Below are 15683 nucleotides of genomic sequence, written 5' to 3'. Positions count from 1 at the left end.
TGCCGATGCGTAGGGACGCTCCCGGCCGGACACGCCCCAGCGGGCCGTCGTGGGCCGCGTCCGTCCGGCCGGGTGGGCCGCGATCCGGCGGGCGCACTCCAGGGGGTCGGTGTGTGTGGTGTCGACCTCCAGGCCGTGGTCCCTGCCGCGGTGGACCCGCGTGGCCTGGGACTTCGCCATCCCCGTCACCCGGTCCTCACGGGCCCGCTCGCGGGCGGCGGCGGTGGCCGGGGCGCAGTGCACGCCGCCCCACAGCACGGACAGCCCGTCCAGCGCCGCCCGCCACCGGCCCTGGCTGCCCCCGCCGTCGAGGAACACCTCGTCGAGGATCACCCCGCTCCCGGCCCGCGCAATCGCCGCGATGCCACGCCGCCGGTCAGCCTCCAGCGCCCGGAAGGCCGGGCCGACGGACACCCCGCCGTCGGGGCCGAGGACCAGTCCGTCCGGTGCGTCCGGCAGGGCAGGCGGCAGCGCCTCGATGAAGGCGTCGACGCCGAAAGCAGGCCAGGGCCCGGGCAGTACGTCCTGCAAGGCGCGGGCGAGCGTGGAAGTGCCGGAGCCTGAGCCGCCGTTGAGAACGATCACGTCGATGGCCATCGCGCCGCCGTAGGCCCCTCAGCGGGCCGACGTCCGGTGGAATACCGCCAGGTCCGCGGCATGGCCTGCCGGGACGTAGGTGGAGCCGGGGTGGCGGTGGGCGGCGTCGGCGAGTGCCTGTTGTGGGGTGCGGCCGTCGTGGAGCTGGACGGCGATGTAGTCGGGGGAGATGCCGCGGGTGTCGCCGATCCAGAAGACGCGGGTGCGGCCGGTGAGATGGCTCAGCGGCTGGATGTCGGCCTCGACCGTCGCGCCGTCCGGGATCGTGTCCAGCAGGCGCTCGGCGGCGGTGACGCCCGGCGGCACCTGGTAGGTGGCCGCCTCGGTGAGCCGGGACAGCGGGAGGGCGCAGGTCAGCGCGAGCGCCGCGGCCAGTACGGCGGCCGGCAGGTGCAGGGCGTAGGACCGCAGCCACGGGCGGGCGGCGCGGCGGGCCCGCGGCAGGGCGTCGACGAGGGCGAGGAAGACCACCGGCATCAGGACGGCGCTGTAGTGCCAGTCGATGCTCCAGTAGTGCGGCTCGTGGGAGAGGAACCGCCAGCCGATGGTGGGCAGCGCGACCAGCAGCAGCGGGGAGCGCAGCGCGAGCAGTCCTGTGGTGGGCAGCACGATCCACAGCAGGGTGCGGACGGCGGTGTCGACGGGAATGACCGGGCCGCCCGCGCCGTCACCGCTGAGCTTCGTCCAGTAGTCGTACGAGCCCGCGCCGTTGAAGCCGGGGATGATCACGCCGAGGGTGACGGCGGTCGCGGTGACGCCGAAGGCGACCAGGGCGACGGCGAGCGGCACCGCGCGGCGCGAGCGGATCAGCACCAGCGCCCCGATGACGGCCGCGGTGACCCCCAGGTCCTCCTTGACCAGCACCAGCGGCGCGGCCCAGCACACCGCGGCCGTCCAGCGGCCGCGCAGCACCGCTTCGAGGGCGAACGCGATCAGCGGCAGCGCGAAGGCGATCTCGTGGAAGTCGAAGTCGACGGCCTTCTGCATGCCCCAGGACAGTCCGTAGGCGACGCCGATGGCCAGGCCGCGGCCGCGGCCGAGGTGGCGGGCGGCGGCCCGGGTGACCGGCAGCGCCGACAGCGCGAACAGCGCGGCCTGCGCGGTCAGCAGCGTCATCGCCGACGGGAAGAGGCGGTAGAAGGGGGCGAGCACGATCAGGACCGGGCTGAAGTGGTCGCCGAGGATGTTGCTGCCAGGACCCTTCAGGTCGACTATCGGCGCCCGGAGGTGGGCGTAGCCGCGGACGGCCTGCTCGAAGATCCCCAGATCCCAGGAGGCCGTGGTCATCGTGCGGTAGCGGCACAGGGAGATCACGGCGTACGCGACGAAGAGGAGCGCGGCCGTCCAGTACGGGTCGAGACGGGGCGCGCGCAGGGCCGCCGTGCGCTCCCCGAGCCGGTGCGCGGTGCGCCGTACCGGACCGCTGTCCTGCGGGGCGGCGCGCTGCCTCGGGGGGCGGGCGGGCGCCGGGCCGCCGGAGGCTGCGGTTCCGGTGGCGGGTGCCGCGTCCCCCCTCGCCGTTGCTGCGGCCGTTTCCATGAGGGTCCTCACTCTCAACTTCCGGAAAGATACTCGAAGCCGTCGAACAGGACGGCCCCGGCGCACGCGCATCAGTCCGCGCGTACGCTCCTCCGCCGGGACCGGCCACCGGCCCGGCTGACACCCGTCCGCCCGGCGCCGCGGCCGCGCCCGCGACCTCAGCAACCGGATGGGACAACCGACTTGATACCTACCGCGCTCCCCGCCCGCCCCGCCACCCTCACCGCGACCACGGCCGCCGCCCTGGCCGCGCTGCTCGCCCTCACCGGCTGTTCGCCCGACGGGAGCGGAAAGGACGCCAAGGGGGACGGGTCCGCCACCGCGCAGCCGGGCAGTGCCCTGGCCGCCGTGGCGTCGCTCCCCGTCAAGGGCCGCGCGCCGAAGACCGGTTACGCCAGGAACCGGTTCGGCAGCGCCTGGGCCGACACCGACGGCAACGGCTGCGGCACCCGCGACGACATACTCAAGCGGGACCTGCGCGCGCCCTCGTTCCGCGGCGGGGACTGCGTCGTCGTCGCCGGGACGCTGGAGAAGGACCCGTACACGGGCGAGAGCGTGCGCTACCGGCGCGGCAGCAGCAAGGTCGACATCGACCACGTGGTGGCGCTGTCCGACGCCTGGCAGAAGGGCGCCGCGAAGTGGCCCGCGCGCAAGCGCATCGCGCTGGCCAACGACCCGCTGAACCTCATCGCGGTGGACGCATCGGCGAACCGGCAGAAGAGCGACGGCGACGCGGCGACCTGGCTGCCCGCGTACAAGGGGTACCGCTGCACGTACGTGGCGCACCAGGTGGCGGTGAAGAAGAAGTACGGCCTGTGGGTCACGCAGGGCGAGCGGGACGCGATGCGGAAGGTGCTGGACACCTGCCCCCAGGAGAAGCTGCCGGGCGGCGGCAGTCCTACGGAGGCGCCGGCGCGGTTCTCCGCCAAGTAGCGGCGGCGGGGCGGGCGGAGCGGAACTCGGCGGTCCGGCACGGTCGTTGCGGGCACGGTGCGCACCCAAATTCACGGGCAATCGTTGGCCAAACAGTGGCCTGGACCACGGGGACTCCTTACCATCGATCAACGCCAGATCGATGAGCCGACCGTCCCGGCAACCGCCGGGACGCCCCTTTCGACCGCCACCGCACGGGCGCACGCCCCGCGCCGCCTCGTTCACGATCTTTGCCGGGAGGCCAAGTGTTCCGCCGTAGGACAGCGCTCTCCGTATCCCTCACCGCAGGTCTGCTCGCCGCGGTCCCGCTGCTGACCGCCTGCGGCAGCGAAGCGCACCCCGGTGCCGCCGCCATCGTCGACGGCAAGCGGATCACCGTCTCCCAGCTCCAGGCGAAGGTGAAGGACGTACGGGAGGCCCAGGGCAGGTCCCCGCAGGGCGCCGAACTCGTCGCGAGCACCGGCCGGCTCAGCCTGGCCACCCTCAACGGCATGATCTTCGACCGGGTCCTGGAGCGCGGCGCCAGGAAGGCGGGGGTCACGGTCGACCGCGACGACGTGCAGAAGTGGCGGTCGGCGGCCGAGGAACGTGCGGGCGGCGCCGCGCGGCTGCGGGCGATGTGGCTCCAGCAGGGCATCGCCCCGGACGCGATCGACGCGACCGTCCGCAACCAGCTGCTCCTGGACGGCCTCGCCAAGAAGATCGGCGCGGACCGCGGCAGCCCCCAGGGCCAGCAGAAGCTCGCCGACGCGCTCGCCACGACCTCCCGCGCGATGGGCATCGACGTCAACCCGCGCTTCGGAAAGTGGAACGACAAGCAGGTCATTCTCGGCCAGGCCAAGGACCCCTGGATCACCAAGGCCCCGGCCACCAAGCAGCAGGCGTAGGGCGGCGCCTTCCCGTGCCTGCGGGGCGTTCCCCGCGGGCGCGGGCGGCCCGGGGCGTTGTCGGTGGGGTGCGCTACGTTCGAGGGGTGAACGCTGACGCCTCCTTCGCCGACGCCGGCGCCGAAGCCCGCCCCGAGAGCGGCGGCACCGGACGCCTCGTCCTGCTCACCACCAGCCACCGCGTCGCCCCCGGCCTGCTGTCCTGGAACGCCTGGCAGACGCTGCGCGCCGCCGACGCGGTGCTGTGCGCCGACGCCGGCCACCCGCAGCTGCCCTACCTCCGCGAGGCCGGCATCACCGTCGACGCCGCCGTACCCACCGCCCGCGAGCTGGTCGACCACTGCGTCGCCGCGGACCGCACCGTCGTCGTCCTCACCTCCGCCGACGGCGAGAGCGCGCTGACCGACGGGCTGGCCAGGCTCGCCGGGTCGGGCCGCGAGACCATGCCCGACCTGGAGCTGCTGCCCGGCTCCTACGACCTGCCGGGCGCCCGGCTGCTGGATCTCGTCCAGGTCATGGACCGGATCCGCACCGCCTGCCCCTGGAGCGGCATCCGCACCCACGAAGACCTCGCCAAGTACGGCCTGGAGGAGGCGTACGAACTCGTCGAGGCCATCGAGGAAGGCGACCGCGAGGCGCTGCGCGAAGAGCTGGGCGACGTCCTGCTCCAGGTCGTCTTCCACGCCCGGATCGCCCAGGACGACCCCGACGCGCCGTTCTCCGTCGACGACGTCGCGGGCACGATCGTCGACAAGCTCATCCACCGCCACCCGCACGTCTTCGGCGACGAAAGCGCCGAGACCCCCGAGGACGTCAAGGTCCACTGGCTGCGGAGGAAGGCCGAGGAGAAGCAGCGGGATTCGGTGACCGAGGGCATTCCGGTGGCCCAGCCCGGCCTGGCGCTGGCGGCGAAGCTCGCGTCCCGGGTGCGGACGGCGGGGCTCGACGTCATACCGCCCGAGGGCCAGGGCGTCGGGTACGCCCTGCTGGCGATGGCCATCAAGGCCGAGGCGGACGGAGTGGATCCGGAAGCGGCGCTGCGGGCCGCGGCCCGCGCCGACCGCGACGCCGTACTGGCCGCCGAGCGGGATGCCCCGGGAGCGGAGCCGGACACCGTCACGGAGTGACCGAAGGGGCGGCCGCAGGGGAGTCCGCCACGGCCCCGGTGCGCGTTCCGTCGCCGCCCCGGGGCCTGCTGCTCAGCCGCTCCGCGCACCACACCGCGACCAGCGCCGCCGACAGCGCGGCGCCCACCGCGCACACCCCGGGCCACCCGGCCGCGCTCCAGACCGCGGAGGTGAGCGCGGAGCCGACCGCCCCGCCGACGAAGTAGACGGTCATATAGGCCGAGTTGAGGCGGTTGCGGGCCTCGGGGCTGACCGCGTAGACGAGGTTCTGGTTGCTGATGTGCACCGCCTGCACCGCCAGGTCCAGCACGATCACCCCAGCCAGCAGGGCCACCAGCGCCCAGGCACCGCCCGCGCCGCCGGCCGCCAGCAGCCCCCAGGACCCCAGCAGCAGCACCGCCCCCGCGCCGGTCACCCGGTGCACCAGGCCGCGGTCCGCGAGCCGTCCGGCCGCCGAAGCGGACAGCGAACCGGCCGCGCCCACCAGCCCCAGCAGTCCGATCGCCGACTCCGACCAGCCGTAGGAAGGCCCGGACATCAAGAAGGCCAGCGCCGTCCACAGCACGCTGAACGTCCCGAACGCCAGCGCGCCGAGCGCCGCCCGCCACCGCAGCACCGGCTGCTGCCCGAACAGCGCCAGCGTCGAGCGCAGCAGCGCCGGATAGCGCAGCCCCGCCGTGGTGTGCAGGACGGGCAGCCGCAGCCGCAGCAGCACCGCCATCAGCAGCATCAGCACGGCGTTCACCCAGTACACGGTGCGCCAGCCGCCCAGATCGGCCAGCAGCCCCGCCGCCGTGCGGGCCAGCAGGATGCCCAGCAGCAGTCCGGTCATGACCGTGCCGACCGTCCGGCCGCGCTCCTCCGGAGCCGACAGGGTCGCCGCGTACGGCACCACCACCTGTGCGGCGACCGACGCCAGGCCGGTCAGCGCGGTGCCGGTCAGCAGCAGCGCGGCGTTCGGCGCGCTCGCCGTGACGGTCAGGAACAGCGCCGTCGCCACACACAGCGTCACCGCGAGCCGGCGCCGCTCCAGCAGATCACCGAGCGGCACGAGCAGCAGCAGCCCGAGGCCGTAGCCGATCTGGGCGACGGTCACCACCAGCGCGGATGCCGAGGCGGACAGCCGCAGATCGTGCCCGATGACGTCGAGCAGCGGCTGGGCGAAGTAGTTCCCTGCGACGGACAGGCCGGTGGCGACCGACATCAGCAGCAGCGTGCCGCGGCCCAGCCGTTGCGGCCCGGCCGCCGGCGGCATCGCCTCCGCGGCCCCCGCCGCCTCGGGTGCCCTGAGTGCCGGCTCCCCCTCGGACTCCATGTCCCCTCCTGCCTGTTGATCCTCTGCGTGCCGCCTCCCCGGCGGCGGACTCTCCCAGCCTGCGGGCACGGGCATCGATGAGTCCAACACATCATCGTCATCGCATCCATCGCGAATCACGATGGATGGCTATCCTCCGCGGATGGATTTGCAACAGATGCGGTACGTCGTCGCGGTCGCCGAGACCGGCGGGTTCACCCGGGCCGCCGAGCGCTGCCACGTGGTGCAGTCGGCGCTCAGCCACCAGATCGCCAGGCTGGAGAAGGAGCTGGGCGCCCGGCTCTTCCAGCGCACCAGCCGCAGCGTCCGGCTGACCGCGGCGGGTGAGGCGTTCGTACCGGTCGCCCGGCAGACCCTGGCGGCAGCCGAGCGGGCCCGCGCCGAGGTGGAGGCGGTCGCGGGCGAGGTGCGCGGGCGGCTCGCGGTCGGGGCGATCTCGACCGTGTCGGCCGTCGATCTCGCCCAGGAGCTGGGCGCGTTCCGTACCCGCTACCCCCAGGTGCGGGTCGGCCTCCGGATGGAGATGACCGAGGAGCTGATCGAGAAGGTCCGGCAGGGCGCCCTGGACGTCGCCTTCGTCGGCCTGGCGCCGGGCGTGCGGGTCACCGGGGTGCGGGAGAAGGAACTGGCGCGCGGCGAGCTGGTCGCGGTGGTGCCGCCGGGCCATCCGCTGGCCAGGCAGGAATGGACCGGCCTGGCGCGGCTGGCCCGGGAGACCTTCGTCGACTTCACGGCGGGCTCGGCCGCCCGCAGGCAGCGCGACGACGCCTTCCGCGCCGCCGGGCTGAGCGCTGACGTGGCCTTCGAGGTGACCACCGTCGAACTCCTGGCGAAGCTGGTGCGCGCGGGGCTCGGGGTCGGCATGGTGCCCGAGGGCATCGCGGGCGAGCTGGCCGGGCTGCACGTCCTCCGCGTCCGCCCGGCACCGCAGCGCAACGAGCGGGTGGTGTGGCACGCGCTCGGCCCGTCGCCCGCGGCCGCCGCGTTCCTGGAGGGGATCGGGGTGGACCCGGGCTGAGAGCCCGGGTCCGAGCCCCGGACGGGCGCGCGGCAGGCGGTCGGCGGCGGAGCGGTTACCGTCGAAAGGTGCACGACACGCCCGACACCGCCCCCGACGCCGCCCCCGCAGGCCCTCCCGCGCGCTGCCCCGCAGCCCCGGCGCCGCCGCCCGCCCCCGAGCTGTTCAGCTGGGAGTTCGCCGCCGACCCGTACCCCGCGTACGCCTGGCTGCGGGAGCACGCGCCGGTGCGCAGGACCGCGCTGCCCAGCGGCGTCGAGGCATGGCTGGTGACGCGGTACGCCGACGCCCGGCAGGCGCTCGCCGACGGCCGGCTCTCCAAGAACCCCGTGCACCACAGCGAGGCCGCACACGGCAAGGGCAAGGTCGGCATCCCCGGCGAGCGCAGCGCCAACCTGATGACCCACCTCCTCAACATCGACCCGCCCGACCACACCCGGCTGCGCCGCCTGGTCTCCAAGGCGTTCACCCCGCGCCGGGTCGCCGCCTTCGCCCCCCGGGTCCAGGAGCTGACCGACACGCTCATCGACTCCTTCGCGGCCCGCGGCGAGGCCGACCTCATCCACGAGTTCGCCTTCCCGCTGCCCATCTACGCGATCTGCGACCTGCTGGGCGTACCGCGCGAGGACCAGGACGACTTCCGCGACTGGGCCGGGATGATGCTGCGGCACACCAAGGCGGGCCAGGCCGGCGGGCCGCGCGGCGGCGTGGCCAAGGCGGTGAAGAAGATCCGCGGCTATCTCGCCGAGCTGATCCACCGCAAGCGCGCCGAACTGCCCCGCGACCCGGCCCCCGGCGAGGACCTCATCTCCGGCCTGATCCGCGCCTCCGACCACGGCGAGCACCTCACCGAGAACGAGGTGGCCGCCATGGCGTTCATCCTCCTCTTCGCCGGTTTCGAGACCACCGTCAACCTCATCGGCAACGGCACCTACGCCCTGCTGCGCCACCCCGAACAGCGCGCCCTGCTGCAGAAGGCCCTGGAGTCGGGCGACCACGACCTGCTCGCCACCGGCATCGAGGAACTGCTGCGCTACGACGGCCCGGTGGAGCTGGCGACCTGGCGGTTCGCCACCGAGGACCTGACCATCGGCGGGGCCCGGATAGCCGAGGGCGACCCCGTACTGGTCGTGCTGGCCGCGGCCGACCGCGACCCCGAGCGGTTCGACGCGCCGGACACCCTCGACCTGGCCCGGCGCGACAACCCGCACCTGGGGTACGGGCACGGCATCCACTACTGCCTGGGCGCACCGCTCGCCAGGCTCGAAGGACAGGCCGCCCTCGCCACGCTGCTGACCCGGCTGCCGGACCTCAGGCTCGCGGCTGAACCCGACGGGCTGCGCTGGCGCGGCGGGCTCATCATGCGCGGACTGCGCTCCCTCCCGGTGGAGTTCACCCCGGCACCGTGACGCGGGCCGACGCCGCCCGGCGGCGGGCCCGGTGACGGCCGCGCGGGCCGGTCCGCTACCGGCCCGACGACGTGCCTGATGAGGGCCCTGACGTTCCAGTTCTTGACGGAGCGTCAGCTACGTGACCTACACGTGATCTCCGCTACACCGGCTTGTGACGACCCGTGAGCCCGGCTACCTTTCGACCGAACCAACGCTCGACCGCCCCGGCGGGACGGCCGCGCCGAAGCCTCGGCCGGCCGGCATCCGCCGGAGCGACAACTCAACCGCCGCTCGAAAGGCAACCGCATGCGCTCCGGGAACGGCCGGCACCGTCGCCCCCGTCAGGCACCGGCCCTCTTTGTCACGGCGGGAGTGACCGGCGCGGGCATCGCCCTGCCCCTGCTCGGCGCGGGCGCCGCGCACGCCGCCGACACCGCCACCTGGGACCGCGTCGCCCAGTGCGAGAGCGGCGGGGTGTGGAGCAGCGCCCCGGGCAACGGCTTCTACGGCGGGCTCCAGCTCACCAAGGACATGTGGCAGGAGTACGGCGGACTGTCGTACGCGCCGCGCCCCGACCTGGCCAGCCGCGCCCAGCAGATAGCCGTCGCCGAAAAGATCCTGGCCGACCGCGGCCCCGACGCCTGGCCCCGCTGCGCCGTCGACGCCGGCCTCTCCCAGGGTGGCCGCGCACCGGACATCGACCCGGGCGGCACCGGCACGCCGACCCCCGCCCCCTCGGGCCACGGCCGGAACACCGACGACCCGGCCGACTCGACCGATACTTCCGGTTCAACTGATTCGCGCGATTCGCCCCCCGCGTCCGACCCGCCGCCTTCATCGGGCCCGTCGGACTCATCGGGCCCATCCGACCCGTCGGACACCTCGGGCTCGCACGACCCCGCCGACTCGTCCGACACCACGACCCGGCCCGGCGCACCGGACTCCGGCCGCACCGGCGACGGCCGCGACAGCAAGGGCAAGAACGGCAAGGCCAAGGACGGGGGCGACGGCCACCGGGCGCCCGGCGCGGGCGACTCCGACGGTTCCGGCACTTCCGGCGACGGGAGCGCCGACCCGCTGCCGCCCGGCAAGCACCGCGGCGGCGAGGGTGCGGGCGACAACGGCAGGGCCTCCGGCCGGCACGCCTCGCGGGGCGGCGGGGAGCGTACGCAGCCGGCCGACGGCGACTACACCGTGCGCCCGGGTGACAGCCTGTCAGTCATCGCCGAGGCCCAGGAGCTGCCCGGCGGATGGCCCGCGCTGTACGAGCGCAACGAGGACGTGGTGGGCCCCGACGCGGACCTCATCCACCCTGGCCAACGTCTCGATCTGGGGCGCTGAGCGGGTAGTTAGTCGGCTTTCGCCCCTTTTGGCGAAAGTGAGACATGGCTCTCGTCGGTGCCCGCGGTGTCCGACCCGTCCGTTGAATCCATACCGTGTCCTACCTGCGGAAATATGAGCCCTCTGTGATCAATGACGGTCAACTGGGTACAGAAGACGGGGTTTGAACCACACCGGGGTTCATGTCTACGGTCAGGACCGCTCGCCAAAGCGGGCCCTTCGCTCACACGCCGAATCCTGCCGGTGGGTGAAGGCGGTCGACGCGCAAGCGCCGAAGGCAGGAGCGGGGGAACCAAGGTAAGTGCCGGCCCCGCCCGTGAAAGCGGGCCAGCCGGCTTGGGGTGAAGACGTGTGTGAAGCACACACGGCCGGGCAGCTCACAGCCCGAACCCGACAGCTCACCTCGTAGGCGTCGGTGAGGAAAACAAAACCATGCTGATCAACAAGGGCAAGCACCGTCGTCCGTCCAAGGCCGTCCGCGTCGCCACCCTCGCCGGTGTCGCCGGTGCTGCCGTGGCCGTCCCGCTGATGGGCGCCTCCTCCGCTTCCGCCGCCTCGGTCTCCACCTGGGACGCTGTCGCCCAGTGCGAGTCCGGCGGCAACTGGTCGATCAACACCGGCAACAGCTACTACGGCGGCCTGCAGTTCTCGAACTCCAGCTGGGCCGCCGCCGGCGGTACCCAGTACGCGGCCCGCGCCGACCTGGCCACCAAGAGCCAGCAGATCGCCGTCGCCGAGAAGCTGCTCGCCATCCAGGGTCCGGGCGCCTGGTCCTGCGCCGGTGCCGGCAACCTGACCTCCGGTGGCCCGGCCGCCAACGTCGACACCTCCGCGGGCTCCGGCACGAGCAAGGCCGCCCCGCAGCAGGCCGCCCCGCAGCGGAAGGCCGAGACCCCGGCCCCGCAGCACAAGAGCGCCCCGGCCCCGCAGCAGCAGAAGACCCAGCCGGCGCCGAAGTCCGACTCCCACGGCAACTACACCGTCAAGGCCGGCGACACCCTCGCCAAGATCGCCAAGGCGCACGGCACCAACTGGAAGTCGGTGTACGCGAACAACAAGTCCGTCATCGGCGGCAACCCCAACCTGATCTTCCCGGGCCAGAAGCTCAGCATCTGAGCCCACCCCCTGGCAGGGCCCTGAGCGGGGCTCCGTGCCCGGTGCCTCCTCCCGGATGACCGCAGCAGTTCGTGCGTACGGCGGTCCGCACGAACCGCTCACCCGGGAGGCGGCGGGGGCCGAAGAGCCGGAAGGCGCCCGGGAGTCCGCTCATATCTCCCGAACCGCACCAAGCGCAAGCAATACGCATTTGGTGCGGTTCGTGCTCTCTCCTCCCGCTCTGTCTGCTTTCTTCCCGCGAGATGTCCCGTCCGGCGTGTTCGTCCCCGCATCGCGCCGCGGCGGGGCTTCTCCGTTCCGTACCCTGGTGCCGGACACAGCGTCGTGACCGCCCCTTACAGCTGCCCCTCCCGCCCGGCGGACGAGGCGGCCCGATCTCCCGCCAACTGGGCCTTTGGGTCACTCTTCATCCCGCCGAGTGGGCCGCGGGCGAGTGGAACGGCAACAGGCCGTTAGGCTCGTGCTGCAGAACTCCAGACACTCATGAAGGAGACAACGTGCCGTCGATCGACGTCGTCGTAGCCCGCGAAATTCTCGACTCGCGAGGTAATCCCACGGTCGAGGTCGAGGTCGGCCTCGACGACGGCAGCACCGGCCGTGCCGCGGTTCCGTCCGGCGCCTCGACCGGCGCCTTCGAGGCCATCGAGCTCCGCGACGGCGACCCCAGCCGTTACCAGGGCAAGGGCGTCGAGAAGGCCGTCCTCGCCGTCATCGAGCAGATCGGCCCGGAGCTGGTCGGCTACGACGCGACCGAGCAGCGGCTGATCGACCAGGCCATGTTCGACCTGGACGCCACCGACAACAAGGGCTCCCTCGGCGCCAACGCCATCCTGGGTGTCTCCCTCGCCGTCGCGCACGCCGCGTCCGAGGCCAGCGACCTGCCGCTGTTCCGCTACCTCGGTGGCCCGAACGCGCACGTCCTGCCCGTCCCGATGATGAACATCCTCAACGGTGGGTCGCACGCCGACTCCAACGTCGACATCCAGGAGTTCATGATCGCCCCGATCGGCGCGGAGTCCTTCTCCGAGGCGCTGCGCTGGGGCGCCGAGGTCTACCACACCCTCAAGAAGGTCCTGAAGGAGCGCAACCTCTCCACCGGTCTCGGTGACGAGGGTGGCTTCGCCCCGAACCTCGGCTCCAACCGTGAGGCGCTCGACCTCATCCTGGAAGCCATCCAGCAGGCCGGTTACGTCCCCGGCCAGGACATCGCGCTTGCGCTCGACGTCGCCGCGTCCGAGTTCTACAAGGACGGCAAGTACGCCTTCGAGGGCTCGGACCGCTCGGCTGCCGAGATGACCGAGTACTACGAGGGCCTCGTCGCGGACTACCCGCTCGTGTCCATCGAGGACCCGCTGTTCGAGGACGACTGGGCCGGCTGGCACGTCATCACCGAGAAGCTCGGCACCAAGGTCCAGCTCGTCGGCGACGACCTGTTCGTGACCAACCCCGAGCGCCTGGCCCGCGGCATCGAGGAGAACTCCGCCAACGCGCTGCTGGTGAAGGTCAACCAGATCGGCTCGCTGACCGAGACCCTGGACGCCGTCGAGCTGGCCCAGCGCAACGGCTTCAAGTGCATGATGTCGCACCGCTCCGGCGAGACCGAGGACGTCACCATCGCCGACCTCGCCGTCGCCACCAACTGCGGCCAGATCAAGACCGGCGCCCCGGCCCGCTCCGAGCGCGTCGCCAAGTACAACCAGCTGCTGCGCATCGAGGAGATCCTCGACGACGCCGCCGTCTACGCCGGCCGCTCCGCCTTCCCTCGGTTTCGCCCCGCGAACTGATCGGACGCAGCGCCCCGCGAACTGATCGGACGCAGTGCCCCGCGAACTGATCAGACGCAGTGCCCCGCGAACTGACCGAACGGCAGGGCTGATCCGCCCGAGCGTGGCGTCCCGCCTCGCAGCGTCCCCGGCAACGGTCCCGTACCGTTGCCGGGGACGGCTTTGTCTCCGAACGGCTCGGCCCGGCCCGGAGCGTGGCCGCGGAGCGTACGTCCGTACCTCCGGGAAGACGGCAATCCAGGGGAGGCGACGTGCCCGCGGACCGGTTCTCGACCGCGACCCGGCTCAAGGCGCTCGGTGAACAGGCGGCGGCCCGCGTCTACCGCGCCCGCCGGCCCCGCCGCAACCGGCTGACCGGCCGCGCCGCCCTGCTGGCCCTGGTGATGTGCTCCCTCGTCGTGGCGCTCGCCTACCCGATACGGCAGTACGTGTCGCAGCGTTCGGACATCGCCGACCAGCGTCGCAAGGCCCAGGAAGCGGGCCGGACGCTGGACCGGCTGCGCGACGAGAAGGCCCGCTGGCAGGATCCCGCGTACGTCGAGCAGCAGGCCAGGCTGCACCTGCACTTCGTCAAACCGGGGGAGACCGGCTATATCGTCCAGGACGGCACCGGCGCCGGTACGGGCGCCGGGCGCCGGGGCGCGGGGGCGGCCGAGCGGCCCTGGTACAAGAATCTCTGGGACGGCGTCGACTCGGCCGACAAGAGGTGACCGACCTGACCGTCCCGCCCGCCCCGACCCGACCTGTCCCCGCCGCAGGCGGCGCACGTGCCGCCTCGGCCCCCGTCCGCCCGCGGACCCCGATCCCACCGAAAGCGCACATGGACACCGCCCCGCCCCAGACCGAGCCCACCGAACCCACCGCCGCGGACATCGCCGCCTTCAAGGAACAGCTGGGCCGCCCGCCGCGCGGCCTGCGGGCCATCGCACACCGCTGCCCCTGCGGGCAGCCGGACGTCGTCGAGACGGCCCCGCGGCTGGAGGACGGCACGCCCTTCCCCACGCTCTACTACCTCACCTGCCCGCGCGCGGCCTCCGCGATCGGCACGCTGGAGGCCGACGGCGTGATGAAGGAGATGACCGAGCGGCTGGCGACCGACCCCGAACTGGCCGCCGCCTACCGCGCCGCGCACGAGGACTACATCCGGCGGCGGGACGCCATCGAGGTGCTCCAGGGCTTCCCCAGCGCCGGCGGGATGCCGGACCGGGTCAAGTGCCTGCACGTCCTGGTCGGCCACTCGCTGGCGGCCGGCCCCGGTGTCAACCCGCTCGGCGACGAGGCCATCGCGATGCTGCCGGAGTGGTGGCGCAAGGGCCCGTGCGTCTCGCCGTGCCAGGACTCCGGCGCCCCGGAAGGAGCGGCCGAATGAAGCGGGTGGCCGCCGTCGACTGCGGTACGAACTCCATTCGCCTGCTGGTCGCCGACGTCGATCCGGCGACGGGTGAACTGAAGCAGCTGGACCGCCGGATGCAGATCGTCCGGCTGGGCCAGGGCGTGGACCGCACCGGGCGGCTGGCGCCCGAGGCGCTGGAGCGCACCTTCGCGGCCTGCCGGGAGTACGCGGCGGTGATCAAGGGGCTGGGCGCCGAGCAGGTCAGGTTCGTGGCGACCTCGGCCTCCCGGGACGCCGAGAACCGCGACGACTTCGTCCGCGGAGTGCTGGACATCCTGGGTGTCGAGCCCGAGGTGATCACCGGCGACCAGGAGGCGGAGTTCTCCTTCACCGGCGCCACCAAGGAGCTGACCGGCCGCACCGATCTTGCGCAGCCGTACCTGGTCGTGGACATCGGCGGCGGCTCCACCGAGTTCGTGCTCGGCTCGGACTCCGTGCGGGCCGCGCGGTCGGTGGACGTCGGCTGCGTCCGGATGACGGAGCGGCATCTGCTGCGGGACGGCGAGATCAGCGACCCGCCGAGCGCCGAGCAGATCGCCGCGATACGGGCGGACATCGGCGCGGCCCTGGAGCACGCGGAGGAGGCCGTGCCGCTGGCCGAAGCGGCGACGCTGGTGGGCCTGGCGGGCTCGGTGACCACCGTCGTCGCTCTCGCACTGAGCCTTGACCACTACGACTCCGAGGCCATCCACCACGCCCGGATCCCGCTGGCCAAGGTCCAGGAGATCACCGCCGACCTGCTCGCCTCCACCCACGCGGAGCGCGCGGCGAGCCCGGTCATGCATCCCGGCCGGGTCGACGTGATCGCCGCGGGCGCCCTCGTCCTGCTGTCGATCATGGAGCGGACCGGCGCCACGGAGGTCGTCGTCAGCGAGCACGACATCCTGGACGGCATCGCCTGGAGCATCGCCTGAAGAGGCCGGGGAGCGCCTCCGCGGGGGCGCCGGTTTCTGAGCGTGCCGGGGTGCGGTCGGGCGGCCGAGGAGGGGTTTCCGGGGCCTCTGGAGGGTGCGCGGTGCGGGGTCGCCGAGAAAGTTCGTGAAACTCTTCACATGAAAAAGGTGCCCGATGGCCGAACAAAGCGGCCCTCGGGCCCTCATTCGAAGGTCCTAGGCCCTCTGGAGCCGGGGAATGTCCGGCTTCCGGAGGGCCTTTTCCGCGCTTACAGGGCGTGTGGTTCAGTCGCTCGTGCGTTCACAACCCCTGATCAACAGGGGTATCCAACGCCTCACCCCACCCGGT

Annotated in this window: 13 protein-coding genes, 1 pseudogene and 1 riboswitch; of the genes and pseudogenes, 11 read left to right on the top strand and 3 right to left on the bottom strand. The window is 73.0% G+C overall.

The features are described from left to right. Positions 1-132: 132 nt before the first annotated feature. Together LIU39_RS09185 and LIU39_RS09180 are read right to left on the bottom strand one after the other, a co-directional pair. A pseudogene (locus LIU39_RS09185) lies at positions 133-597 on the bottom strand (phosphotransferase-like protein); the annotation flags it as partial. Positions 598-615: 18 nt separating this feature from the next. After that, the gene (locus tag LIU39_RS09180; RefSeq protein ID WP_227046104.1) at positions 616-2136 is read right to left on the bottom strand and encodes a DUF2079 domain-containing protein; all 1521 of its coding nucleotides are present in this window, start codon (positions 2134-2136) and stop codon (positions 616-618) included. A 183-nt stretch (positions 2137-2319) separates the two neighbouring features. Here LIU39_RS09180 and LIU39_RS09175 point away from each other — a divergent pair, with 183 nt between their 5' ends. The 3 genes from LIU39_RS09175 (at position 2320) to LIU39_RS09165 (ending at position 5083) form a co-directional block, all read left to right on the top strand. Then, positions 2320-3069, top strand: coding sequence for an HNH endonuclease family protein (locus LIU39_RS09175; protein WP_227046103.1), 750 nt, complete (start codon positions 2320-2322; stop codon positions 3067-3069). A 245-nt stretch (positions 3070-3314) separates the two neighbouring features. Then, positions 3315-3956 (top strand): SurA N-terminal domain-containing protein, encoded by a 642-nt coding sequence (locus LIU39_RS09170; RefSeq protein ID WP_227046102.1) that lies wholly within the window; start codon positions 3315-3317, stop codon positions 3954-3956. An 86-nt stretch (positions 3957-4042) separates the two neighbouring features. After that, positions 4043-5083: a nucleoside triphosphate pyrophosphohydrolase gene (locus LIU39_RS09165; protein ID WP_227046101.1), complete on the top strand. Its 1041-nt coding sequence runs from the start codon at positions 4043-4045 to the stop codon at positions 5081-5083. Here the strand turns inward: LIU39_RS09165 and LIU39_RS09160 are convergent. Further along, positions 5073-6398: an MFS transporter gene (locus LIU39_RS09160; protein WP_372463829.1), complete on the bottom strand. Its 1326-nt coding sequence runs from the start codon at positions 6396-6398 to the stop codon at positions 5073-5075. The two genes, LIU39_RS09165 and LIU39_RS09160, sit on opposite strands and share 11 nt — an antisense overlap. Positions 6399-6540: 142 nt before the next feature. Here LIU39_RS09160 and LIU39_RS09155 point away from each other — a divergent pair, with 142 nt between their 5' ends. The 8 genes from LIU39_RS09155 to LIU39_RS09120 all read left to right on the top strand — a co-directional run bounded on the left by LIU39_RS09155 (position 6541) and on the right by LIU39_RS09120 (position 15355). Beyond that, positions 6541-7416 (top strand): LysR family transcriptional regulator, encoded by an 876-nt coding sequence (locus LIU39_RS09155; RefSeq protein WP_227046100.1) that lies wholly within the window; start codon positions 6541-6543, stop codon positions 7414-7416. A gap of 68 nt (positions 7417-7484) precedes the next feature. Then, positions 7485-8825 carry a cytochrome P450 family protein gene (locus tag LIU39_RS09150; protein ID WP_227046099.1) on the top strand — a complete coding sequence of 447 codons (1341 nt, stop codon included), beginning with the start codon at positions 7485-7487 and terminating at the stop codon, positions 8823-8825. 288 nt (positions 8826-9113) lie between these two features. Next, complete coding sequence (locus LIU39_RS09145) at positions 9114-10148, top strand: transglycosylase family protein (protein WP_227046098.1); 1035 nt, start codon at positions 9114-9116, stop codon at positions 10146-10148. Positions 10149-10407: 259 nt separating this feature from the next. Continuing rightward, positions 10408-10575: riboswitch (cyclic di-AMP (ydaO/yuaA leader) on the top strand. Positions 10576-10580: 5 nt separating this feature from the next. Next, positions 10581-11264: a transglycosylase family protein gene (locus LIU39_RS09140; protein ID WP_227046097.1), complete on the top strand. Its 684-nt coding sequence runs from the start codon at positions 10581-10583 to the stop codon at positions 11262-11264. Between the two features lie 497 nt (positions 11265-11761). Continuing rightward, entirely contained in the window at positions 11762-13048 is a 1287-nt protein-coding gene (gene eno, locus LIU39_RS09135; RefSeq protein WP_227046096.1) for a phosphopyruvate hydratase, read from the top strand. A gap of 251 nt (positions 13049-13299) precedes the next feature. Then, on the top strand, positions 13300-13758 hold the full coding sequence (locus tag LIU39_RS09130) for an FtsB family cell division protein (protein WP_227046095.1): 459 nt from the start codon (positions 13300-13302) through the stop codon (positions 13756-13758). A gap of 110 nt (positions 13759-13868) precedes the next feature. Beyond that, the gene (locus LIU39_RS09125) at positions 13869-14417 is read left to right on the top strand and encodes a DUF501 domain-containing protein (RefSeq protein WP_227046094.1); all 549 of its coding nucleotides are present in this window, start codon (positions 13869-13871) and stop codon (positions 14415-14417) included. Continuing rightward, a complete protein-coding gene (locus tag LIU39_RS09120) occupies positions 14414-15355 on the top strand; it encodes a Ppx/GppA phosphatase family protein (RefSeq protein ID WP_227046093.1) in 942 nt (313 codons plus the stop codon). The genes LIU39_RS09125 and LIU39_RS09120 overlap by 4 nt, the downstream gene beginning before the upstream one ends. Positions 15356-15683 lie beyond the last annotated feature (328 nt).

The organism is Streptomyces pinistramenti (assembly GCF_020564935.1).
Taxonomy (GTDB): Bacteria; Actinomycetota; Actinomycetes; order Streptomycetales; family Streptomycetaceae; genus Streptomyces; species Streptomyces pinistramenti.
This window is presented reverse-complemented; position numbering and strand designations above follow the sequence as displayed.

Bases quoted from the DNA above. Each gene is read 5' to 3' on its own strand.
- LIU39_RS09125 (WP_227046094.1), top strand. From the start codon at position 13,869: ATGGACACCGCCCCGCCCCAGACCGAGCCCACCGAACCCACCGCCGCG.
- LIU39_RS09155 (WP_227046100.1), top strand. From the start codon at position 6,541: ATGGATTTGCAACAGATGCGGTACGTCGTCGCGGTCGCCGAGACCGGC.
- LIU39_RS09145 (WP_227046098.1), top strand. From the start codon at position 9,114: ATGCGCTCCGGGAACGGCCGGCACCGTCGCCCCCGTCAGGCACCGGCC.
- LIU39_RS09120 (WP_227046093.1), top strand. From the start codon at position 14,414: ATGAAGCGGGTGGCCGCCGTCGACTGCGGTACGAACTCCATTCGCCTG.
- LIU39_RS09140 (WP_227046097.1), top strand. From the start codon at position 10,581: ATGCTGATCAACAAGGGCAAGCACCGTCGTCCGTCCAAGGCCGTCCGC.
- LIU39_RS09180 (WP_227046104.1), bottom strand. From the start codon at position 2,136: ATGGAAACGGCCGCAGCAACGGCGAGGGGGGACGCGGCACCCGCCACC.
- LIU39_RS09160 (WP_372463829.1), bottom strand. From the start codon at position 6,398: ATGGAGTCCGAGGGGGAGCCGGCACTCAGGGCACCCGAGGCGGCGGGG.